The 22,800-nt window shown below is 69.0% G+C and carries 22 protein-coding genes; 14 read left to right on the top strand and 8 right to left on the bottom strand.

The features are described 5' to 3' along the window. Positions 1-17: 17 nt before the first annotated feature. The 6 genes from rsfS to upp form a co-directional block, all read right to left on the bottom strand. A complete protein-coding gene (rsfS, locus tag HWX76_RS07055; RefSeq protein WP_050016394.1) occupies positions 18-464 on the bottom strand; it encodes a ribosome silencing factor in 447 nt (148 codons plus the stop codon). A 4-nt stretch (positions 465-468) separates the two neighbouring features. Further along, positions 469-1,194 (bottom strand): nicotinate-nucleotide adenylyltransferase, encoded by a 726-nt coding sequence (locus tag HWX76_RS07050; RefSeq protein ID WP_306427010.1) that lies wholly within the window; start codon positions 1,192-1,194, stop codon positions 469-471. A gap of 14 nt (positions 1,195-1,208) precedes the next feature. Then, complete coding sequence (hemF, locus tag HWX76_RS07045; RefSeq protein ID WP_176015625.1) at positions 1,209-2,132, bottom strand: oxygen-dependent coproporphyrinogen oxidase; 924 nt, start codon at positions 2,130-2,132, stop codon at positions 1,209-1,211. A 118-nt stretch (positions 2,133-2,250) separates the two neighbouring features. Further along, entirely contained in the window at positions 2,251-3,531 is a 1,281-nt protein-coding gene (purD, locus tag HWX76_RS07040) for a phosphoribosylamine--glycine ligase (protein ID WP_176015624.1), read from the bottom strand. Positions 3,532-3,636: 105 nt separating this feature from the next. Continuing rightward, positions 3,637-4,365, bottom strand: a complete 729-nt coding sequence (locus HWX76_RS07035; protein WP_006478227.1) for a YebC/PmpR family DNA-binding transcriptional regulator — start codon at positions 4,363-4,365, stop codon at positions 3,637-3,639. Between the two features lie 228 nt (positions 4,366-4,593). Then, complete coding sequence (gene upp / locus HWX76_RS07030; RefSeq protein ID WP_006478229.1) at positions 4,594-5,244, bottom strand: uracil phosphoribosyltransferase; 651 nt, start codon at positions 5,242-5,244, stop codon at positions 4,594-4,596. A gap of 210 nt (positions 5,245-5,454) precedes the next feature. Here upp and HWX76_RS07025 point away from each other — a divergent pair, with 210 nt between their 5' ends. Further along, positions 5,455-6,234 carry an SDR family oxidoreductase gene (locus HWX76_RS07025; RefSeq protein WP_124594795.1) on the top strand — a complete coding sequence of 260 codons (780 nt, stop codon included), beginning with the start codon at positions 5,455-5,457 and terminating at the stop codon, positions 6,232-6,234. A 52-nt stretch (positions 6,235-6,286) separates the two neighbouring features. Next, the gene (locus HWX76_RS07020; protein ID WP_176015623.1) at positions 6,287-6,679 is read left to right on the top strand and encodes a methylglyoxal synthase; all 393 of its coding nucleotides are present in this window, start codon (positions 6,287-6,289) and stop codon (positions 6,677-6,679) included. 308 nt (positions 6,680-6,987) lie between these two features. Here the strand turns inward: HWX76_RS07020 and HWX76_RS07015 are convergent, their stop codons facing one another. Both HWX76_RS07015 and HWX76_RS07010 read right to left on the bottom strand, forming a co-directional pair. Further along, positions 6,988-7,419, bottom strand: a complete 432-nt coding sequence (locus HWX76_RS07015; protein ID WP_176015622.1) for a hypothetical protein — start codon at positions 7,417-7,419, stop codon at positions 6,988-6,990. A 101-nt stretch (positions 7,420-7,520) separates the two neighbouring features. Continuing rightward, the gene (locus tag HWX76_RS07010; RefSeq protein WP_060733606.1) at positions 7,521-7,874 is read right to left on the bottom strand and encodes a Rap1a/Tai family immunity protein; all 354 of its coding nucleotides are present in this window, start codon (positions 7,872-7,874) and stop codon (positions 7,521-7,523) included. A 500-nt stretch (positions 7,875-8,374) separates the two neighbouring features. Between HWX76_RS07010 and HWX76_RS07005 the strand changes: the two genes are divergently transcribed. The 12 genes from HWX76_RS07005 to HWX76_RS06950 all read left to right on the top strand — a co-directional run bounded on the left by HWX76_RS07005 (position 8,375) and on the right by HWX76_RS06950 (position 22,789). Beyond that, positions 8,375-9,349, top strand: coding sequence for a quinone oxidoreductase (locus HWX76_RS07005; protein WP_089488691.1), 975 nt, complete (start codon positions 8,375-8,377; stop codon positions 9,347-9,349). Between the two features lie 303 nt (positions 9,350-9,652). Continuing rightward, positions 9,653-9,745 (top strand): K(+)-transporting ATPase subunit F, encoded by a 93-nt coding sequence (gene kdpF, locus HWX76_RS07000; RefSeq protein ID WP_006752209.1) that lies wholly within the window; start codon positions 9,653-9,655, stop codon positions 9,743-9,745. Further along, on the top strand, positions 9,742-11,547 hold the full coding sequence (gene kdpA / locus HWX76_RS06995; protein ID WP_124554850.1) for a potassium-transporting ATPase subunit KdpA: 1,806 nt from the start codon (positions 9,742-9,744) through the stop codon (positions 11,545-11,547). Before kdpF ends, kdpA begins: the two co-directional genes overlap by 4 nt. A 54-nt stretch (positions 11,548-11,601) precedes the next feature. Beyond that, complete coding sequence (gene kdpB, locus HWX76_RS06990; RefSeq protein WP_050016412.1) at positions 11,602-13,686, top strand: potassium-transporting ATPase subunit KdpB; 2,085 nt, start codon at positions 11,602-11,604, stop codon at positions 13,684-13,686. Positions 13,687-13,711: 25 nt separating this feature from the next. Beyond that, positions 13,712-14,293, top strand: coding sequence for a potassium-transporting ATPase subunit KdpC (gene kdpC / locus HWX76_RS06985; RefSeq protein WP_124637620.1), 582 nt, complete (start codon positions 13,712-13,714; stop codon positions 14,291-14,293). 152 nt (positions 14,294-14,445) lie between these two features. After that, on the top strand, positions 14,446-17,289 hold the full coding sequence (locus HWX76_RS06980; protein WP_050016416.1) for a sensor histidine kinase KdpD: 2,844 nt from the start codon (positions 14,446-14,448) through the stop codon (positions 17,287-17,289). Next, positions 17,282-17,980, top strand: a complete 699-nt coding sequence (kdpE, locus tag HWX76_RS06975; protein ID WP_050016417.1) for a two-component system response regulator KdpE — start codon at positions 17,282-17,284, stop codon at positions 17,978-17,980. Before HWX76_RS06980 ends, kdpE begins: the two co-directional genes overlap by 8 nt. Positions 17,981-18,132: 152 nt before the next feature. Then, positions 18,133-18,414: a DUF333 domain-containing protein gene (locus HWX76_RS06970; RefSeq protein WP_050016419.1), complete on the top strand. Its 282-nt coding sequence runs from the start codon at positions 18,133-18,135 to the stop codon at positions 18,412-18,414. 152 nt (positions 18,415-18,566) lie between these two features. Next, entirely contained in the window at positions 18,567-18,887 is a 321-nt protein-coding gene (gene sugE, locus HWX76_RS06965) for a quaternary ammonium compound efflux SMR transporter SugE (RefSeq protein ID WP_089488688.1), read from the top strand. A 217-nt stretch (positions 18,888-19,104) separates the two neighbouring features. Beyond that, the gene (locus HWX76_RS06960; RefSeq protein ID WP_050016423.1) at positions 19,105-19,722 is read left to right on the top strand and encodes a DUF4126 domain-containing protein; all 618 of its coding nucleotides are present in this window, start codon (positions 19,105-19,107) and stop codon (positions 19,720-19,722) included. Beyond that, on the top strand, positions 19,719-22,334 hold the full coding sequence (locus HWX76_RS06955; protein ID WP_176015621.1) for an FtsX-like permease family protein: 2,616 nt from the start codon (positions 19,719-19,721) through the stop codon (positions 22,332-22,334). Before HWX76_RS06960 ends, HWX76_RS06955 begins: the two co-directional genes overlap by 4 nt. A 44-nt stretch (positions 22,335-22,378) precedes the next feature. Further along, on the top strand, positions 22,379-22,789 hold the full coding sequence (locus HWX76_RS06950) for a group II truncated hemoglobin (RefSeq protein ID WP_006488211.1): 411 nt from the start codon (positions 22,379-22,381) through the stop codon (positions 22,787-22,789). Positions 22,790-22,800: the final 11 nt, after the last annotated feature.

Raw genomic sequence — 22,800 nt, 5'->3', positions numbered from 1 at the left:
GGACGACTCGCTGCGACTCAGCGGCGGCGGGCCGCCGTCTTGCGCGCCGGGCGTGCGGGCGCGGCTTCTTCCTCGTCGTCCTCGTCTTCGCTCGCCGTCGCGAAGCCGTTGCCCTTGCCGCCGCCGAGCTTCATCCGCACGGGCTTGTCGCCCCAGATTTCCTCGAGGTTGTAGTACTGGCGCAGCGCCGGTTGCAGGATGTGCACGACCGCGTCGCCGCAGTCGACCAGCACCCATTCGCCGGTGTCCTCGCCTTCGGAGCTGACGACGTCGCCGCCGGCTTCCTTGACCTTGTCGCGCACGTTCGACGCGAGCGCCTTGGTCTGTCGGTTGGAGGTGCCCGACGCGACGACCACGCGGTCGAACAGTTCGGTCAGGTGGCTGGTGTTGAACACCTTGATGTCTTGCGCCTTGACGTCTTCGAGGGCGTCGACGATCACGCGCTGCAGTTTGCGAATATCCATGGATTCAGGAATGGTAGAGGCGATGTTGAAGAATATAGGCCCATACGGCGGCCGGCACATGTTCGGCCGACGCGTCGGGCATTTGCGCATGGCGTGCGATGCATGCGCGCAGGTGCGCGCGGATGTCGGTCGCGGCGATGTCGAACGAAAGGGTCGTATCGATCAGCAGGTTGCCTGCCGGCGTGGCCTTGAGCACGTCGGCGCAGGCCTGCCGCGCGGCGATCTCCCGCGCGACGTCCGGCGGCGCCGCGCCGAGCTCGAAGCCCGGGCGCGTCGACACGCCGATGTGCGCGTAGTCGAACAGCGTGCGCCAGTCGCGCCACGTATCGAGGCGCACGAGCTGGTCGGCGCCGATCAGCAGCGACAGCGACGCATCCGGGCCGATCCGCTCGCGCCAGCGCGCGAGCGTCTCGACCGTGTAGGTCGGGCCGGTGTGCTCGATCTCGTCGGTGGCGACGGTCACGGTCACGCCCGGCAGCACGAGCGAATCCGCGGCCGCGCGCGTCATCGCGAGCCGGTGCTCGGCGGCCGACACGTCGCGCTTCTGGTACGGCTGTCCGGCGGGCAGCAGCACGAGTTCGGTCAGGTCGAGCAGCGCGGCGAACCGGCGCGCGAGCGCGAGATGACCGTCGTGGATCGGGTCGAAGGTGCCGCCCAGCAAGCCGATACGACGCGGCAGCGGGGCGGGGCGGGCGGTGGTGTCCAGAAACGCGTCCTTTCGTTGGGGCAGCGGCACGCGCGGGCTCAGACCCAGTCGCGCGGCACGAGGAAGTCGCTGTAAAGGCGCGCTTCCGGCGAACCCGGCTCGGGTTGCCAGTTGTAGCGCCAGTTCGCGACCGGCGGCATCGACATCAGGATCGACTCGGTCCGGCCGCCGCTTTGCAGGCCGAACAGCGTGCCGCGGTCGAACACGAGGTTGAATTCGACGTAGCGGCCGCGGCGGTAGGCCTGGAAGTCGCGTTCGCGCTCGCCGTACGGCAGTTCGGCGCGGCGCTCGATGATCGGCAGGTAAGCGTGCAGGAACGCATCGCCGACGCTTTGCATCATGTCAAACGAGCGTTCGAAACCGGGTTCCGAGAAATCGTCGAAGAAGATCCCGCCGATGCCGCGCGTTTCGTTGCGGTGCTTCAGGAAGAAATATTCGTCGCACCATTGCTTGAAGCGCGGGTAGAGCTCGGCGCCGAACGGGTCGAGCGCATCCTTGCAGGTCTGGTGGAAATGCCGCGCGTCGTCCTCGAAGCCGTAAACCGGTGTCAGATCCATGCCGCCGCCGAACCAGAACACGGGGTCTTCGCCCGGTTTCGTCGCGATCAGCATCCGCACGTTCATGTGCACGGTCGGGCAGTACGGATTGCGCGGGTGCAGCACGAGCGACACGCCGAGCGCCTCGAAGCCGCGGCCCGCGAGCTGCGGACGCGCCGCGCTCGCCGACGGCGGCAGCGCGTCGCCCGCGACGTCGGAAAAGCCGATTCCCGCGCGTTCGAACACGCGGCCGCCTTCGAGAATCCGCGTGCAGCCGCCGCCGCGCAGGCGTTCGGCCGGCCCGCGCTGCCACGTGTCGGTCGCGAGCGGCGTGCCGTCGAGCGCGCCGAGCGCGTCGGCGATGCGTGTCTGCAGGCCCTGGAGGTACGTGCGCACACGCGCCACGTCGTAGGTCGAATCGGTCATGTCTGGACTGGCTGCCCCCACCCGGAGCGGGGGCCATAAAAAAAGCATCTGCCGGGCATTCTATCGAACCCCGGCAGACGGGTCGCCGCCGCGCGGGCGCGGGGCGGCGATGGCGACGTCACGCGCTCTTGCGGTTGAGCGCGCGAAAGCCGATGTCGCGGCGGTACTGCATGCCTTCGAAATTGATCTGGTTGATCGTGTCGTACGCATGCTGCTGCGCTTCGCGCACCGAATCGGCGAGGCCGACCACGCACAGCACGCGGCCGCCGGACGTCACGAGCTTGTCGCCGTCATTGAGCGTCGTGCCCGCATGGAACGTCACGGCCTGTTCGGTCTCGGCCGGGATGCCGTTGATGCGGTCGCCCTTGCGCGGCGCGTCCGGGTAACCGTGCGCGGCCAGCACGACGCCGAGCGCGGTGCGGCGATCCCAGTCGAGCTCGACCGTGTCGAGGGTGCCCGCGAGCGCCTGCTCGACGACCTTCGAGAAATCGCTCTTCAGGCGCGCCATGATCGGCTGCGTTTCCGGGTCGCCCATCCGGCAGTTGAACTCGAGCGTGCGCGGATTGCCATCCTTGTCGATCATCAGGCCCGCGTACAGGAAGCCCGTGAAGCGGATGCCGTCCTTCTCCATCCCGCGCACGGTCGGCATGATGATTTCGCGCATCACGCGGGCGTGCATCTGCGGCGTGACGATCGGCGCGGGCGAATATGCACCCATGCCGCCGGTGTTCGGGCCGCGATCTTCGTCGAGCAGGCGCTTGTGGTCCTGGCTGGACGCCAGCGCCAGCGCGTGCTTGCCGTCGACCATCACGATGAAGCTCGCTTCCTCGCCATCGAGGAATTCCTCGATCACGACGCGCGCGCCGGCATCGCCGAGCTTGTTGCCCGACAGCATCATGTCGACGGCCGCATGGGCCTCTTCGAGCGTCATCGCGACGACGACGCCCTTGCCGGCCGCGAGGCCGTCGGCCTTCACGACGATCGGCGCACCCTTCGCGTCGATGTACGCGTGGGCGGCGGCCGCGTCGGCGAAGGTTTCGTAGTCGGCCGTCGGAATGTTGTGGCGCTTCATGAACGCCTTCGCGAAATCCTTCGAGCTTTCGAGCTGCGCGGCTTCGCGGGTCGGGCCGAACACCTTCAGGCCGCGTGCGCGGAACAGGTTGACGATGCCGGCCGCGAGCGGTGCTTCCGGCCCGACGAGCGTGAACGCGACGCCTTCGCGTTCCGCGAAATCGGCGAGTTCGTCGAGCGCCGTGATGTCGACGTTCTTCAGCCGCTCGTCCTGCGCCGTGCCGCCATTGCCCGGCGCGACGTAGACCATCTGGACGCGCGGCGACTGCGCGAGCTTCCACGCCAGCGCATGTTCGCGGCCGCCGGAACCGACGACGAGTAGTTTCATGGGATTCCCCGCAGACTAGAAAACAGGGCGGCCGGCACGCTCAGGCGCGCCGGCCGCGAAATCGGTCGGGCCGCCGCCGCAACGCTGCGCACGGCGGCCGGCATCTCATTCCTCGACGATGACGGCGTTCGTATACACGTCCTGCACGTCGTCGAGGTTCTCGAGCGCGTCCAGCAGCTTCTGCATCTTCGCCGCGTCGTCGCCGGTGAATTCGACTTCGTTCTGCGGCTTCATCGTCACTTCGGCGAGTTCGGCCTTGAAGCCCGCGGCTTCGAGCGCGTCCTTCACCGCCGAGAATGCCTGCCAGTCGCACAGCACTTCGATCGAGCCGTCGTCGTTCGTGTTCACGTCGTTCGCGCCGGCTTCGAGCGCGGCTTCCATCAGCGCGTCTTCCGACGTGCCGGGCGCGAACAGGAACTGGCCGACGTGATCGAACATGAACGCGACCGAGCCGTCGGTGCCCATGTTGCCGCCGAACTTCGAGAACGCGTGGCGGACTTCCGCGACCGTGCGGGTGCGGTTGTCGGTCAGCGTGTCGACGATGATCGCCGCGCCGCTGATGCCGTAGCCTTCGTAACGGATTTCTTCGTAGTTCGCGCCGTCCGCGCCGCCGACGCCGCGATCGATCGCGCGCTTGACGTTGTCCTTCGGCATGTTCGCGTCGGCTGCCTTGTCGACCGCGAGACGCAGGCGCGGGTTCGAGTTGACGTCGCCGCCGCCGAGGCGCGCCGCCACCTGGATTTCCTTGATCAGGCGGGTCCAGATCTTGCCGCGCTTCGCGTCGGCCGCAGCCTTCTTATGCTTGATGTTGGCCCATTTCGAATGACCAGCCATACCTTTCTCCGTGCCCGGGCGCGCAGCGCGGGCGATTGTTGCAATGTGTCGTTGAATCGGCGGCCGTGTCGGCGGGCATGAAGCCGCGGGGCCGCGCGTGTCGAGTGGATCGTGATTTTATCACGCGGCGACCGCCGGTTCGGGGCCGCCGCGCATGGCCGAACGGCCAGGGCGGCCGTCGCGGCGCGCCGGGCCGCGCGGCACGGTGGCGCCGGCCGCTCGGTTCCGTCAGTTCTTGGTGCCGAACAGGCGGTCGCCGGCGTCGCCCAGGCCCGGCACGATGTACGCGTGCTCGTTCAGGTGCGAGTCGAGCGACGCGACGAACAGCTTCACGTCCGGGTGCGCGTCCTGGAACACCTGCACGCCTTCGGGCGCGGCGACCAGCGCGACGAACATGATGTTCGCGGCCGGCACGTTGCGGCGCTTGAGCACGTCGACCGCATGCACGGCCGAATAGCCGGTCGCGACCATCGGGTCGCACAGGATGAAGATGCGGTCTTCCAGGTCCGGCAGGCGCACCAGATATTCGACCGGGCGGTGGTCTTCGGCGCGGTACACGCCGATGTGACCGACGCGCGCGGACGGCACCAGGTCGAGCAGGCCGTCCGACATCCCGATGCCCGCGCGCAGCACGGGCACGATCGCGAGCTTCTTGCCGGCGATCACCGGCGCGTCGACCGCCACCAGCGGGGTTTCGACCCGCTTGGTCGTGATCGGCAGGTTGCGGGTGATCTCATAGCCCATCAGCAGCGTGATCTCGCGCAGCAGTTCGCGGAACGTGCGCGTGGACGTGTCCTTGTCGCGCATGTGCGTGAGCTTGTGCTGGATCAGCGGGTGATCGGTGATGAAGAGGTTCGGGAAACGGCTGTCCTGTTTCATGACGGGGTGCCTTGGCGGCAAAAGGGGATCGGGGGCGGCGGCGGGCGCGAGGCCGGCCGTCGCTCATGGCCGCAATTTTACCAAGGCGCGCCGCGCGATCCGGATATTATCGACGTCTCACGACAATCCGCGTGCCGCGCACGCCCGCTCGCCCGCCCGCCGGCGGCCACGCGGGGCCGCGCCGACACGCGCGCCACCAGGGAAGCGACGATGGATCTCGGCATTGAAGGAAAGACCGCGCTCGTGTGCGCGGCCAGCAAGGGTCTCGGGCGCGGCTGCGCGGAAGCGCTGGCCGCCGAGGGCGTGAACCTCGTGATCGTCGCGCGCACGCGCGACACGCTGGAGGAAACCGCGGAAGAGATCCGTGCCGGCGCGAACGTGTCGGTCACGGCGGTCGCGTGCGACATCACGACGCCGGACGGCCGCGCGGCCGCGCTCGCCGCGTGCCCGCAGCCGGACATTCTCGTGACGAATGCCGGCGGCCCGCCGCCCGGCGACTTCCGCGATTTCTCGCACGACGACTGGATCCGCGCGCTCGAGGCGAACATGCTGACGCCGATCGAGCTGATCCGCGCGACCGTCGACGGGATGATCGGCCGCGGCTTCGGCCGGATCGTCAACATCACGAGTTCGGCCGTGAAGGCGCCGATCGACGTGCTCGCGCTGTCGAACGGCGCTCGCTCGGGGCTGACTGGCTTCGTCGCGGGGCTGTCGCGCAAGGTCGCGGGGCAGGGCGTGACGATCAACAACCTGCTGCCCGGGTTGTTCGACACCGACCGGATCGCGACGACGCTCGCCGCGTCGGCGAAGGCGCAGGGCGTGACGGTCGACGAGATGCGTGCGCGGCGCACCAAGGACATCCCGGCCGGGCGCCTGGGCACGCGCGCGGAATTCGGCGCGGCCTGCGCGTTCCTGTGCAGCGTGCATGCCGGCTACATCACCGGGCAGAACTGGCTGCTCGACGGCGGCGCGTATCCGGGTACGTTCTGACCCGCGCTTTTCGATTCACGACGACAACAACCGAACGACGAAGGAACTGGAGATGAGCAAACCCCGCATCGCATTGATTGCGCACGACGCGAAGAAGGACGAGATCGTCGCGCTCGCGGGCCAGTATCGCGAGACGCTCGCGCAATGCCGGCTGGTGGCGACCGGCACGACGGGCGGCCGGATCGCCGCCGCGCACGGGCTCGAGGTCGAGCGCAAGCTGTCGGGGCCGCTCGGCGGCGACCTGCAGATCGGCGCGGAACTGGCCGACGGCCGCGTCGACATTGTCATATTCCTGCGCGATCCGATGACCGCGCAGCCGCACGACCCCGACATCACCGCGCTGGTGCGCGCGTGCGACGTGCACGACGTGCCGGTCGCGACCAACGCCGCGACCGCGCGGATGCTGCTCGACGATCTGGCGCGGAACATGCAGGACGTTTGCTAGGCAGCTGTTGAAGAGCGCCGCGCTTTAGCGGTCGGGGGCTTCGTTCAAGAAGTTGTCGTATGCGATCGGCCGCGGAGTGTCGGACGGATCGTGCCGAATGCTTCGCTGTCGAGCGAGCGGGCCGGTGCATTGCCACGCAACGGCCGGGTTCGAAGGCTTCAGCGCGCCACTCATGACGGCACCGCTTCTTGGCGTGATGGCCTGGCACACAATCGAGCTGGCGAGCGCGCTTGCGCGTTCGGCGAAGCCGTCGGCTGGCTGACTACGGCGTCGACCAAGGCACGTGCATCCGCGCGCGAGGGCCTCGATTACGGTGATTTGCGCGTTCCCCTGAACGATAGAAGGGATTCGATTCCTTGTAGCAGTTCGGGCAAGAAGGACTGATCCAGCCCGCAATACCCCGTGATGCATGCTCCCTCGGGAGGGGGCGGCTGAAAGCGCCAGTCGCCCACGATTGCGCGTCGATCAAGTGTTCGCAATATCAGCTCAAACCCCGGCTCAACGCCTGTTAGCTCCGCTTGTTGCCCGGCTTGAAGCTGCGTTTGAATGGATTGAATCTGTTGCCGAAATTGTCGCAACTCGTCGGGCATGACACTCCATTGCCCTTCCGCCTGGATACTCGGTACCGTCAATTGGATCCGTACATCGATCCATTCAAGATACGGCCCTCCCGGTTCGTCGCGTCGCGCAGCAACGGGCTCCATTTGAAGTCTAAAGTCATCTGTGTCGATGGTTAGCATGTGTTCAACGTTAAGAGCGCAACCTTCCGAGACGTTGTGATCAGTCGGCCCAGCTACCCGTTCGTTCCGGTGAGAGGCAATGTCCGGTATTTCGGGCGCGGCTAATGGCACGGGTATTTTTGTCGCAAGACGTATGTGACCAGGACTGCCGCATTTGCCCTCAGCGCATCTCTCGGCCATTTCCCGAGATCGTGGAGCACTTCCGAATCGATTTCCCCCGGTTTGACACGCCCGTTGTCGCACCAGTCCTGGCCTTCGGTCGCATCGGCCACGCCTGCCAGATACCCGGCCATAGCGTGGCGCTCGGCGCCAGCATACGGCGTGTTGTCGGAACGGCTCAGGCCGTCGAGCAAACGGGTGCCGTCCGCACGCGGTATCGGGGCCGCGGTTGCGCTGCCGATACTTGCGGATAGCGACGCGAAAGCGATCACATTCCAGACAAGAGCGAGCTTCATGGGGTGGACTGGGCGAATTGGGCAGAGGCAAATTAGCACGGCCGTCGTCTCGTAAATGACCATGGCCAGAACCGGTTGTCGGGCCGATCGACGTCGACCTTCGTCGGTTCGGGAAAAGCGCGTCGACACCGCGCGGGAGATCCTTTGCGCACGGGGCGCGAGGCGAGAAATGACCAACGGCCCGGTTCGGCCATCGCGGCGCGAGCGACGTGACGTCAACGTTACAAAGTGTGCCGAACATCATTGACTGCGCAAGCGAAGGAAACGAGCGGCAGCGACCGGTCTCATACCGCGCCGTTTTCCTCATGCGCGGCCCATGCCATCCATTTCCCGCGAAAACCCTACCGATGTGAAGGGATTGCGACGACGCGCTGCGCGACCGCGCACGACGCGCGAGAATCCTCCGCTATGACCCGTGTTCACGCGCATCGCCGCAGCGGCAATGTCGATGCATTCGCCGAACCGGATTTCCAGATTCCAGACAGAAGAGGAGCAAAACGATGCCGAAAGCAATCCGATACGACCAGCCGGGCGGCCCGGACGTGATGAAGTGGGTCGATGTCGACGTCGGCGCGCCGAAGGCCGGCGAAGTCCGCATCCGGCAACACGCGGTCGGGCTCAACTACATCGACGTGTATTTCCGCACGGGCCTGTATCCGCAGCCGCTGCCCGGCGGTCTCGGGATGGAGGCGGCGGGCGAGGTGACGGCCGTCGGCGACGGCGTGACCGCGTTCAAGGCCGGCGACCGCGTCGCGTATGTCGGCCAGCCGCCCGGCGCGTATGCGCAGGAGCGCGTGATGCCGGCCGAGCGCGTCGTGAAGCTGCCGGACGGGATCAGCGACGACGACGCGGCGTCGGTGATGCTGCAAGGCCTGACCGCGCATTACCTGCTGCGCCGCACGTACCCGGTGAAGGCCGGCGACACGATCCTGATCCACGCGGCGGCCGGCGGCGTCGGGCTGCTCGTGTGCCAGTGGGCGAAGGCGCTCGGCGCGACCGTGATCGGCACGGTCGGCTCCGACGAGAAGGCCGAACTCGCGAAGGCGCACGGCTGCGATCACCCGATCGTCTACACGCGCGAGAACTTCACGCAGCGCGTGAAGGCAATCACGAACGGCGCGGGCGTGCCGGTCGTCTACGATTCGATCGGCAAGGACACCTACGTCGGCTCGCTCGACAGCCTCGCGCCGCTCGGCTACTTCGTCAGCTTCGGCAACGCGTCGGGCCCGCTGCCGCCGATCGACTCGAAGGAATTCTCGTCGCGCGGCTCGCTGTTCTTCACGCGGCCCACGCTGTTCTCGTACATCGCGAAGCGTGCCGATCTCGACGCCGCGGCCACCGAATTGTTCGACGTGATTCTGTCGGGCAAGGTGAAGACGAGCATCAACCAGCGCTACCCGCTCGCGGAAGTCGGCCGCGCGCATGCCGACCTCGAAGCACGCAAGACCACCGGCTCGACGATTCTCGTTCCCTGACCGTCCCCCGTGCCGGCGCGACGCCGGCACGCGCCTGTTGCGGGCGGCGCTGCAGCGCCGCTCGTCCCGCCTCGTTTTGCGCCAGTCCCGCCGCACGCGTTTACGCGTTTTTTACACCCGCCCCGACACCTTTGACCCGCCCTTTACGTGCGTTCCCATAAGGTTCTAGTCGTCCGATTTCGACGACGGAGAACAAAAAATGGATGGGGTTTTCATCGGCGCACTGGTGCTCTTCACCGCGCTGATCCTCGGTTTGCTTGCCGGTTGCGACAAGCTCGTGCAATACGGTCGCGGGGGGCGCGCATGACCTGGATGCTTTGGCTGGCGGGCGCCTCGACGGCCCTGCTGTTCGCGTATCTCGTCTTTGCGCTGCTGCGCGCGGAGGACATCGAATGAACGCGAACAACCTGTTGCAGACGCTGCTGTTCATCGTCGTGCTGCTCGCGGCGGCCGTGCCGGTCGCGCGCTACCTGAGCGCGGTGATGGATGGCAGTTCGCGCGTCGTGCGCGTGTTCGGCCCGCTCGAACGCGCGCTGTACCGCGTCGCCGGCGTCGACGCCGGCACCGAGATGAACTGGAAGCAGTATGCGATCGCGACGATCGCGTTCAACGCGCTCGGCGTGCTGTTCCTCTACGGGCTGTTGCGCCTGCAGGGCTTCCTGCCCGGCAACCCGCAGCAGTTCGGCGCGATGACGCCCGACGGCGCGTTCAACACGGCCGTCAGCTTCGTCGCGAACACGAACTGGCAGGACTACACGCCCGAGCAGACCGTCAGCTATCTGTCGCAGATGCTCGGCCTGACCGTGCAGAACTTCCTGTCGGCAGCGACCGGCATCGTCGTCGTGATCGCGCTGATCCGCGGCTTCGCGCGTCACACCGCGCAGACGATCGGGAACTTCTGGGTCGACCTCACGCGCGTGACGCTGTACGTGCTCGTGCCGATGGCGGCGCTCGTCGCCGCGCTGCTGATGAGCCAGGGCGTGCTGCAGAACATGAAGGCGTACCAGGACGTGCCCGTGCTGCAGGCGAGCACCTACGCGGCGCCGAAGCTCGACGCGCAGGGCAGCCCGGTGAAGGACGACAAGGGCAACGCGGTCACGGTGCCGACTCCGCTGACGAAGCAGACGCTCGCGATGGGGCCGGTCGCCTCCCAGGAAGCGATCAAGATGCTCGGCACCAACGGCGGCGGCTTCTTCAACGCGAACTCCGCGCACCCGTTCGAAAATCCGACGCCGTTCGCGAACTTTCTGCAGATCTTCTCGATCCTGATCATCCCGGCCGCGCTGTGTCTCGTGTTCGGCCGGATGATCGGCGACCGCCGGCAGGGCATCGCGGTGCTCGCGGCGATGACGGTCGCGTTCGCGGTCGCGACCGGCGTCGAGGTGAGCGCCGAGCAGGCCGGCAACCCGACGCTCGCCGCGCTGCACGTCGACCAGTCGGCCGGCGCGCTGCAGCCGGGCGGCAACATGGAAGGCAAGGAAACCCGCTTCGGGATCGCACAGACCGGCATCTTCACGGTCGCGACGACGGCCGCGTCGTGCGGCGCGGTGGACGCGATGCACGATTCGCTGACGCCGGTCGGCGGCCTCGTGCCGATGCTGCTGATGCAGCTCGGCGAGGTGGTCTTCGGCGGCGTCGGCTCCGGCCTCTACGGGATGCTCGTGTTCGCGCTGCTCGCGGTGTTCGTCGCCGGCCTGATGATCGGCCGCACGCCGGAATACGTCGGCAAGAAGATCGAGTCGTACGAGATGAAGATGGTGTCGATCGTCGTGCTGCTCACGCCGCTGCTCGTGCTGGTCGGCACGTCGATCGCGGTGTTGGCGGACGCGGGCAAGGCCGGCATCTCGAACCCGGGCCCGCACGGCTTCTCGGAAATCCTCTACGCGTTCAGCTCGGCCGCGAACAACAACGGCAGCGCGTTCGCGGGCCTGACGGTCGGCACGCCGTTCTACAACTGGATGACCGCGATCGCGATGTGGTTCGGCCGCTTCGGCACGATCGTGCCGGTGCTGGCGATCGCCGGTTCCCTCGCCGCGAAGAAGCGCATCGCGGTGACGAGCGGCACGCTGCCGACGCACGGCCCGCTGTTCGTCGTGCTGCTGCTCGGCACCGTGCTGCTGGTGGGCGCGCTGACCTACGTGCCGGCGCTCGCGCTCGGCCCGGGTGTCGAGCACCTGATGATGTGGCTGGGCGCTTGATGCGCGCCCGCATCGCGACACACTGAAAAGACTGAAGAGCTTGAAGAGATCGCAATGACTCAACATTCCGCAACACGGTCCATGTTCGATCCGGCGCTGCTGCGCCCGGCGATCGTGGATTCGTTCAAGAAACTCACGCCGCGCACGCAGTTCCGCAACCCGGTGATGTTCTGCGTGTACGTCGGCAGCATCCTGACCACGATCCTGTGGATCGCGGCGCTCTCGGGCCAGGCCGAGGCGCCCGCGGGCTTCATTCTCGCGATCGCGCTGTGGCTGTGGTTCACGGTGCTGTTCGCGAACTTCGCCGAAGCGCTCGCCGAAGGGCGCTCGAAGGCGCAGGCCGCGTCGCTGCGCAGCGCGAAGAAGGACGTGATGGCGAAGAAGCTCAACGAGCCGCATCCGAAGTCGCCGATCCGCATCACGACCGCGTCCGACCTGCGCAAAGGCGACGTCGTGCTGGTCGAGACCGGCGACGTGATCCCGGCCGACGGTGAAGTCGTCGACGGCGTCGCATCGGTCGACGAATCGGCGATCACCGGCGAATCCGCGCCGGTGATCCGCGAATCGGGCGGCGACTTCTCGTCGGTGACGGGCGGCACGCGCGTGCTGTCCGACTGGATCGTCGTCAAGGTCACAGCGAACCCCGGCGAGGCGTTCCTCGACCGGATGATCGCGATGGTCGAAGGCGCGAAGCGCAAGAAGACGCCGAACGAGGTCGCGCTGACGATCCTGCTCGTCGCGCTGACGATCGTGATGCTGCTCGCGACCGCGACGCTGCTGCCGTTCTCGATGTTCTCGGTCGAAGCGATGAAGGCCGGCCACGTGGTGACGATCACCGCGCTCGTCGCGCTGCTCGTGTGCCTGATTCCGACGACGATCGGCGGGCTGCTGTCCGCGATCGGCGTGGCCGGGATGAGCCGGATGATGCAGGCGAACGTGATCGCGACGTCGGGCCGCGCGGTCGAAGCGGCCGGCGACGTCGACGTGCTGCTGCTCGACAAGACCGGCACGATCACGCTCGGCAACCGTCAGGCGTCGACGTTCGTGCCGGCGCCGGGCGTGACCGAGGAAGCGCTGGCCGATGCCGCGCAACTGTCGTCGCTCGCCGACGAAACGCCGGAAGGGCGCAGCATCGTCGTGCTCGCGAAGGAGCGCTTCAACATTCGCCAGCGCGACATGGCGCAACTGCATGCGACGTTCCTCGGCTTTTCCGCGCAGACGCGGATGAGCGGCGTCGATCTGCCCGGCCGCGAGATCCGCAAGGGCGCGGCCGACGCGATCCGCCGCTACGTCGAAACCCACGGCAGCCGCTTCCCCGAAGAAGTGCGCCGCGCGGTCGACGACGTCGCGCGCCGCGGCAGCACGCCGCTCGTCGTGGCCGACCTGCAGGACGGCGCGGCGCGCGTGCTCGGCGTGATCGAGCTGAAGGACATCGTGAAGGGCGGCATCAAGGAGCGCTTCGCGGAGCTGCGCAAGATGGGCATCAAGACCGTGATGGTGACGGGCGACAACCGGCTGACGGCCGCGGCGATCGCGGCGGAAGCGGGCGTCGACGATTTCCTCGCGGAAGCGACGCCGGAAACCAAGCTCGCGACGATCCGCGAGCACCAGGCGGCCGGGCGTCTCGTCGCGATGACGGGCGACGGCACCAACGACGCGCCGGCGCTCGCGCAGGCCGACGTGGCGGTCGCGATGAACACCGGCACGCAGGCGGCGAAGGAAGCCGGCAACATGGTCGACCTCGACTCGAACCCGACGAAGCTGATCGAGATCGTCGAGATCGGCAAGCAGATGCTGATGACGCGCGGTTCGCTCACGACGTTCTCGATCGCGAACGACATCGCGAAGTACTTCGCGATCATCCCGGCCGCATTCGTGACGACCTACCCGCAATTGCGCGTGCTCGACATCATGCATCTGACGTCGCCGGCGTCCGCGATCCTGTCCGCGGTGATCTTCAACGCGCTGATCATCGTCGCGTTGATCCCGCTCGCGCTGAAGGGCGTGACCTATCGGCCGCTCGGCGCCGCGTCGCTGCTGCGCCGCAACCTGCTGGTCTACGGCCTCGGCGGCGTGCTGCTGCCGTTCCCGTTCATCAAGCTGATCGACATGACGCTCGCCGCGCTCGGCTGGGCCTGAGCCGGCCGTCCTTGAAGGAACCATCATGAAATCGTTGATTCGCCCGCTCGTCGTGCTGTTCGTCGTCCTGACCGCCGTGACGGGGCTCGCTTACCCGGCGGTGATGACCGTGTTCGGTCAGGCCGTGTTCCCGTCGCAGGCCAACGGCAGCCTGATCGAGCAGAACGGCAAGGTCGTCGGCTCCGCGCTGATCGGCCAGTCGTTCGACGCGCCGAAGTATTTCTGGGGCCGGCTGTCGGCCACCGCGCCGATGCCGTACAACGCGGCCGGCTCCGGCGGCTCGAACTTCGGCCCGCTGAACCCGTCGCTCGCCGACCAGGTGAAGGCGCGCATCGCCGCGCTGCGCGACGCGGGCACCGACCTGTCGAAGCCGGTGCCGGTCGACCTCGTGACGGCGTCGGCGAGCGGCCTCGATCCGGAGATCACGCCGGCCGCGGCCGCGTACCAGGTCGAGCGCGTCGCGAAGGCGCGCAACCTGGCGCCGGACGCGGTCGCGCAACTCGTCGCCGCGAACACGGCGGGCCGCCAGTTCGGCGTGCTCGGCGAGCCGCGCGTGAACGTGCTGAAGCTGAATCTCGCGCTCGACGCGGCGCAGGCCGCGCACTGAGCGTGCGGGCGTGCGGGCTCCCCGGCGCGGCTGGCTGCGCGCCGGGCCCGACTTCGTTTCGACGGCGCGCGCGCCGTCTTTGCCTTTTGCGGCGATTTGGAACCACAATGGCTGTATCTCGCGCGCCATCCGGCGCGTCGCCCTTCTGACGCATGAACCGCCCCGATCCCGACCAACTCCTCGACAAGCTGCAGCGCGATGAAGAAAAGCAGCGGCGCGGCCAGCTCAAGATCTTCTTCGGCGCGTCCGCCGGCGTCGGCAAGACCTACGCGATGCTGCAGGCCGCGCGCCAGCGCGTGCAGGAAGGCGTCGACGTCGTCGTCGGCATCGTCGAGACTCACGGCCGCAGTGAAACCGCCGCGCTGCTCGACGGCCTCGACGTGCTGCCGCCCGCCCGCATCGACTATCGCGGCCGCACGCTCGCCGAATTCGATCTCGACGGCGCGCTCGCGCGTGCGCCGCAACTGATCCTCGTCGACGAGCTCGCGCATTCGAACGTGCAGGGCGCACGGCACCTGAAGCGCTGGCAGGACGTCTACGAGCTGCTCGATGCGGGCATCGACGTGTATACGACCGTCAACGTCCAGCATCTCGAAAGCCTGAACGACGTGGTCGGTGCGATCACCGGCATTCGCGTGTGGGAGACCGTTCCCGATCGCGTGTTCGACGCGGCCGACGAAGTCACGCTCGTCGACCTGCCGGCCGAGGAATTGCTCGAGCGGATGCGCGACGGCAAGGTCTATCTCGCGCAGCAGGCCGAGCGCGCGGTGCGCAACTTCTTCCGCAAGGGCAACCTGATCGCGCTGCGCGAGCTCGCGCTGCGGCGCACGGCCGATCGCGTCGACGCGCAGATGCGCGAGTACCGCGCAGACCGTTCGATCCAGCGCATCTGGCAGGCGCGCGAGCGGCTGCTCGTGTGCGTCGGCCCGGGCGCCGAAGCGCCGACGCTCGTGCGCGCGGCGGCGCGCCTCGCCGCGAGCCTGAAGGCCGACTGGATCGCCGTGTACGTCGAGACGCCGCGCCTGCAGCGGCTGCCCGACGCGCGGCGGCAGCGCACGCTCGACGCACTGAAGCTCGCGGCCGAGCTCGGCGCGGAGACGGTCACGCTCGCCGGGCCCGACGCGGTCGCCGCGTTGATCGGCTATGCGAAGGTGCGCAACGTATCGAAGCTCGTCGCGGGCGGCTCGCCGAAGGTCGGGCTCGCGCGCCGCTTCGCACGGCCGTTCGGCGAGCAGCTGGCGGAACGCGCGGGCGACGTCGACCTGATGCTGATCCGTGCGTCCGCGAGCGACGAGACGCGCGCCGCGCCGCTCGACGCGCGGGCGCGCGACTGGCGCGACGCGTTCGCGCAGTTCGGCACGCACCGTTCGCCGCCGCGCCACTACGCGTATGCGGCCGCGATCTGCGCGGCGATCACCGTCGTCGCGAGCGTCGTGTCCGGGCGGCTCGACCTCACGAACCTCGTGATGCTGTACCTGCTCGGCGTGGTGTTCTCGGCGGTGCGGCTCGGCCGCGGCCCGGGCGTGCTGCAGTCGTTCCTGTCGGTGGCCGCGTTCGATTTCTTCTTCGTGCCGCCGCGCATGTCGTTCTCGGTCAGCGACACGCAATACCTGCTGACCTTTTTCGGGATGCTGCTGACGTCGCTCGTGATCAGCCACCTGACGTCGACGCTCACGCGTCAGGCGAGCGTCGCGCAGCGCCGCGAGCGCCGCACCGGCGCGATCTACGCGATGGCGCGCGAGCTCGGCGCGGCGCTGACGACCGAGCAGATCGTCGAGATCGGCAGCCGTCACGTGGGCGAGGTGTTCCGCGCGCGCGTCGCGTTCCTGCTGCCCGACAGCGCGGACCAGGTGCGGCAGAAGATCGAGGAGCCCGACGCGGTCGTCACGCTGACGGGCGCGGAGCTCGACAGCGACGTCGGCCAGTGGGTGTACGACCAGCAGAAGCCGGCCGGGCGCGGCACCGATACGTTGCCGGCGACGGCCGCGCTGTACCTGCCGCTGAAGGCGCCGATGCGCACGCGCGGCGTGCTCGCGGTCGCGTCGCGCGAGCCGCGCGAACTCGAGGTCCCCGAGCAGCAGCGGATGCTCGACGCATTCGCCGCGCAGATCGCGCTCGCGCTGGAGCGCGTGCACTACGTCGAGATCGCGCGCGACGCGCTCGTCAACATGGAATCCGAGCGGTTGCGCAACTCGCTGCTGTCGGCGATCTCGCACGACCTGCGCACGCCGCTCACGACGATCGTCGGTTTTTCGTCGATGCTCGCGAACGGGCGCGCGGCCGCGCAGGCCGGCGACGCCGCGGCGGCCGGGCGGCTCGCGCAGCGCGAGGGCGAACTCGTCGACGCGATTCACGACGAGGCGCTGCGCATGACGGGCATCGTCACGAACCTGCTCGACATGGCGCGGCTGCAGGCCGGCAGCCTGCAGCTCAAGCGCCAGTGGTCGCTGCTCGAGGAAACCGTCGGCGCCGCGCTCGCCGCGTGCCGGCGCGTGCTCGCGCGCCATCCCGCGCACGTCGCGCTGCCGGCCGACCTGCCGCTGCTGCAGATGGACGCGGTGCTGATGGAGCGGTTGTTCACCAACCTGTTCGAGAACGCGGCGAAGTACACGCCGCCCGATACGTCGCTCGACATCGGCGCGGAGCGCGTGACCGACGACGGCCATCCTTTCGTGTGCGTGCACGTCGACGATCACGGCCCGGGCCTGCCGGTTGGCATGGAAACGCGGATCTTCGACAAGTTCACGCGCGGCGAGAAGGAATCGGCGACGCCGGGCATCGGGCTCGGTCTCGCGATCTGCCGCGCGATCGTCGAGGCGCACGGCGGTAAAATCGGCGCGCTCAACCGCACCGCGCCCGACGGCCGCGTGACGGGCGCGCGCTTCTGGTTCACGCTGCCGGTCGACACGCCGCCGGCGGCACCCGCCGTGCCCGACGACGAATCCGACCTGCCGGACGCATCGCCCCCATCCGAGTCATTGCCCGACCATGAGTGAACCCAGCCTGACCGTCGTCCTGATCGAGGACGAAAAGCAGATCCGCCGCTTCGTGCGCGCCGCGCTCGAGGAGGAGGACATCGCGGTGTTCGAAGCCGAGACGGGCAAGCAGGGGCTGATCGACGCGGCGACGCGCAAGCCCGACCTCGTGATCGTCGATCTCGGCCTGCCCGACACCGACGGCCTCGACGTGATCCGCGAACTGCGCGGCTGGTCCGAGGTGCCGGTGATCGTGCTGTCCGCGCGCACGCAGGAAGAGGAGAAGGTGGCCGCGCTCGACGCGGGCGCCGACGACTACCTGACCAAGCCGTTCGGCGTGTCCGAACTGCGTGCGCGAATTCGCGCGCAACTGCGCCGGCGCAACCAGGGCGGCGCGAACGAGTCGCCGAAGGTGACCTTCGGCGGCGTGACCGTCGATCTCGCGCTGCGCCAGGTGTGGCGCGACGACGCGATCGTGCACCTGACGCCGCTCGAATACCGGCTGCTCGCGACGCTCGTGCGTCACGCGGGGCGCGTGCTCACGCACCGCCAGCTGCTGCGCGACGTGTGGGGGCCGTCGCACGTCGAGAGCCATCATTACCTGCGCATCTACATGGCGCATCTGCGCCAGAAGCTCGAGGCCGATCCCGCGCAGCCCGAGCACATCGTCACCGAGACGGGCGTCGGCTATCGGCTCGTCGGCGCCGTGTGACGCACGGGGCGCGGCCAAGCATGCGGCCGCGGCGTCGCGCCCCGGCAGGGTTGCGCCGGCGCGACAGCCTCGCGACCGGCGCCGGCCTTGCACACCCGCTGCGCAATCCCCGCTATCCTGACCGTTCCGCGAACCAAATCGAGGAGCGTGCAATGTCCGTCCGTCTGGTCGTCATCTGTGCGCTGGCGCTCGCTGCGCCCGGCGCGTTCGCCCAGCCGCTGCCGCCCGGGCAGCACCCGCCCGCGCAGGCGGCGCTGGCCAATCCCGCGTCGGTCAACTGCGAGAAGCTCGGCGGTCGCCACGTAATCCGCAACCTGTCGAGCGGGCAGGTCGGCATGTGCGTGTTCAAGGACGGCCGCGTGTGCGAGGAGTGGGCGCTTTACCGCGACGACCGCTGCGTCGGCGGCGGCGCGCCGAAGCGCGTGGCGAACTGACCGCGTCCTGACGATCGCGCCCCGCATCGGCGACGGCCTGCCAGGCCGCCGGCAGGTCCGTAAGCTACTTGTTATACTCGGCGCCGCCCGGGGACGACCCCGGGTCATTCGCTTCAACGGGGACGGCCCCATCCGATACGGAGTACGTCGAGATGGCGTGGGTATGGTTGTTGATCGCCGGTTTGCTGGAAGTGGCCTGGGCGGCCGGCTTGAAATCGTCGGACGGCTTCACGAAGCTCGGTCCGTCGGTGTTCACGATCGCGACGGCGCTGGCCAGCTTCGGGCTGCTCGCGGTCGCGATGCGCCAGTTGCCGCTCGGCACCGCGTACGCGGTGTGGACGGGCATCGGCGCGGTCGGCGCGTTCGTGTTCGGCATCGTGATGCTGGGCGAGGCGCTGACCGTCGCCCGCGTCGCCAGTGCGGCGCTGATCGTCGCGGGGCTGGTCGGCCTGAAATTGTCGTCGGCCGCCTGACGACGGACTCCGCGGCGCGCACGCGCCCGCGCGCCGCCCCGCGCCGCGGAATTGCGCCGGTCGCCCGTCCAGCCTGTCTATAATGGAACGTATTCGGGCCTGAATCCCGTCGTGCTGCGCGCGGCACGCGGTGCCGGTCGCCACGCGCCGCGCGGCCGGTCTGTCCGACCCGATCCGATCAATCGGCAAAACGCACGGAAAGTGCAAGGAGAGGGCCATGATCGAAGCCATTTCGCTCGGCGCGGGACTCGCGTGGGCGAGCGGCCTGCGCCTGTACCTGACGGTGCTGATCGCCGGCGTGCTGGCACGCTTCGGCTGGCTCCATCTGCCCGACACGCTGGCCGTGCTGATGTCGCCGTGGGTCATCGGCGCCGCGGCCGTGCTCGCCGTCACCGAATTCCTGGCCGACAAGATCCCCGCGTTCGACTCGCTGTGGGATGCCGTGCATACCTTCATCCGCATTCCGGCCGGCGCCGTGCTCGCGGCCGGTGCGCTCGGCCATGCCGATCCGACCATGCTGGCGGTCGCGGGGCTCGCCGGCGGCTCGCTCGCCGGCGCCGCGCATGTGGCGAAGGCCGGCACGCGCGCGCTGATCAACCTGTCTCCCGAACCGATTTCGAACTGGATTGCGTCGTCGACCGAGGACGGTCTCGTGGTCGGCGGGCTCGTCCTCGCGTTCTTCGTTCCGCTCGCGTTCCTCGTGCTGCTTGCCGCGTTCATCACGGCGTCGGCGTGGGCGCTGCCGCGCCTGTGGCGCGGCGTGTCGGGTGGCTTTCGCGGGATGGCTAACCACATGGTGTCGCGGCTCAACTCGATCGGAGGGAAGCGCGATTGAAGGGGCCGCAACACGCGGCGCAGCCGCCGGCCGGATACTCCGGCCATGACGGGCGCACGCATGCCGGCCGCTTCGGCCTGCGCGACCTGATTCGCCAGGCTGCCCGGATGACCGCGCGCGACTGGCGCGCGGGCGAATTGACGCTGCTGGTCCTCGCGCTGGTGCTCGCGGTCGCGGCGCTGACGAGCGTCGGCTTTCTCGCCGATCGGCTGCGCCAGGGCCTCGAGCGCGACGCGCGCCAGATGCTCGGCGCCGATTTCGTCGTGCGCGCCGATCGCCCCGTCGATCCGTCGTTCGACCGCCAGGCGCGCGCGCTCGGCCTGCGTACCGCGACGACCGCCATTTTTCCGAGCATGATCGCGGCCGCCGCGGGCGGGCAGGCGGCCGACGCCGCGCCGTCGCGCCTCGCGGCCGTGAAGGCCGTGTCGCCCGGCTATCCGCTGCGCGGCGCGGTCGAGATTCTGCCGGCCGGTGCGACCACTGCGCAGAAGGCGTCCGCGATCCCCGCGCCGGGCACCGTATGGGCCGACCCGTCGCTGCTCGACGCGCTGCACCTGAAGGCGGGCGATACGGTGCGCGTCGGGCTGCGCACGTTCACGGTCGCCGCGGCGATCACCCGCGAACTCGATCGCGGCTTTTCGTTCGTCAATTTTTCGCCGCGGCTGATGATGCGCGCGGACGAGCTCGCCGCGACGGGGCTCACGGGCTACGGCAGCCGCGTCACGTACCGGCTGCTGGTCGCCGGCGACGCAGCGGCCGTCGCACGCTTCGAAACCTATGCGCACGCGCGCGTCGACGGCGGGAAACTGCGCGGCGTCGGGCTCGAGTCGTTGCAGGAGGGGCAGCCGCAGGTGCGGCAGACGCTGGATCGCGCGCGCCACTTCCTGACGCTCGTCGCGTTGCTGACCGCGCTGCTCGCGGCGGTCGCGATCGCGATGGCCGCGCAGCGCTACATGCGGCGTCATCTCGACGGCTGCGCGACGATGCGCTGCCTAGGCGTGAGCCGCCGCACGCTCGGCGCGTTGTTCGCGCTCGAATTCGCGGGCGTCGGCATCGTGTCGGGCGCCGCGGGCGCAGTGCTCGGCTACGGTGGCCACTGGGCGCTGCTGGCCGCGCTCGGCAGCCTGATCGACGTCGTGCTGCCGCCGCCCACGTTGTGGCCGGCGCTGATCGGCATGGGCGCCGCGCTCGTGCTGCTGCTCGGTTTCGCGCTGCCGCCGCTCGTGCCGCTCACGCGCGTGCCGCCGGTGCGTGTGCTGCGGCGCGAGTGGGGCGACGCGTCGCGCACCGCGTGGGCCGCGTATGCGGTCGGCGTCGTGCTGTTCGCGGGGCTGCTGATCGTGGCCGCCGGGAACCTGAAGCTCGGCCTGATCGTCGCGGGCGGCTTTGCCGGCGCGCTGGTCGGGTTCGCGCTGATTGCCCGGCTCGTGCTGTTCGCCGCCGCGCGCGCGGTGCGCAATGCGCGCGTGGCCGCGGGCGTCGGCTGGCGTTACGCGCTGGCGTCGCTGTACCGGCGCGGCACGGCCAGCGCGCTGCAGATCACCGCGCTCGCGCTCGGCCTGATGTGCCTGCTGCTGATCGCGATCACGCGCAACGACCTCGTGGCGGGCTGGCGGCAGTCGACGCCGCCCGATGCGCCGAACCAGTTCCTGATCGACATCCAGCCCGACCAGCGCGCCGACGTCGCCGCCTATCTGGCCGCACACGGCGTGCGCGACGCGGTGCCCGCGCCGATGGTGCGCGGCCGCCTCGTCGCGATCAACGGCAAGCCGGTGAATCCGGACGCGTACCCGTCGGAAGAGGCGCGCCGGCTCGTCGATCGCGAATTCAACCTGTCGTATACGACCGACCTGCCGTCCGACAACCGGATCGTCGAAGGCGACTGGTTCGGCGCCGCGGCCACGCCGCAGATCTCGATCGAAGCCGGCCTCGCGAAGACGCTGAACGTGAAACCGGGCGACACGCTGCGCTTCGACGTGACGGGGCTGACGGTCGACGCGCCGATCACGAGCGTGCGCAAGCTCGACTGGGGCTCGTTCCGCGTCAACTTCTTCGTGCTGATGCCGCCGCCGGTGCTGAAGGATTTCCCGGCCGTCTACCTGACGAGCTTCCATCTGCCCGCATCGAACGCCGCGCTGCTCGATCCGCTGATCGCGCGCTACCCGAACCTGACCGCGATCGACGTCGCGCCGATCCTCGCGCAGTTGCAGCGGATGATGCTGCAGGTGGTCGGCGCCGTGCAGTTCCTGTTCGCGTTCACGCTCGCGGCCGGCGTGCTCGTGCTGTACACGGCGCTTGCCGGCTCGCGCGACGAGCGCGTGCGCGAGGCCGCGCTGCTGCGCGCGCTCGGTGCGTCGCGCGCGCAGGTCAACGCGGTGCAGCGCGCGGAATTCGTCGTGGTCGGCGCGCTGGCCGGCGTGCTCGCGTCGGCGGGCGCGATCGCGGTCGGCTGGGTGCTCGCGTCGCGCGTGTTCGACTTCCAGCTCGCCGTCGATCCATGGCTCGTGCCGGCCGGCATCGCGGCCGGCGTCGTCTGCGCCGGTGCGGCCGGCTGGCTCAGCCTGCATAATGTGTTGCGGCGCCCCGCGCTGCAGTCGCTGCGCGACGCGTGAGCGTCGCCCGCGGCCCCGAAGATCCCGTTTTCCGACTATCCGTAATGACCGATGTGAATGACGATGCGCCGTCGCAGCCGACGGCGTTCGAGCTCGTGGGCGGCGAAGCCCGCGTGCGCGAAATGGTGGACCGCTTCTACGACCTGATGGACCTCGAGCCCGAGTTCGCGCAGATTCGCGCGCTGCATCCGCCGTCGCTCGACGGTTCGCGCGACAAGCTGTTCTGGTTCCTGTGCGGCTGGCTCGGCGGCCCCGACCACTACATCAGCCGGTTCGGCCATCCGCGGCTGCGCGCGCGGCATTTGCCGTTCCCGATCGCGTCGGTCGAGCGCGACCAGTGGCTGCGCTGCATGGCGTGGGCGATGGAGGATGTCGGGCTGCCGGAGCCGCTGCGCGAGCGGCTCATGCATTCGTTCTACGACACGGCCGACTGGATGCGCAACCGGCCCGGTTGATCGACCGGTAC

Source organism: Burkholderia sp. BCC0398, from assembly GCF_902833245.1.
GTDB lineage: Bacteria > Pseudomonadota > Gammaproteobacteria > Burkholderiales > Burkholderiaceae > Burkholderia > Burkholderia sola.
The sequence above is the reverse complement of the archived record's forward strand: the minus strand, read 5'-3'. Positions and strand labels throughout refer to the sequence as shown.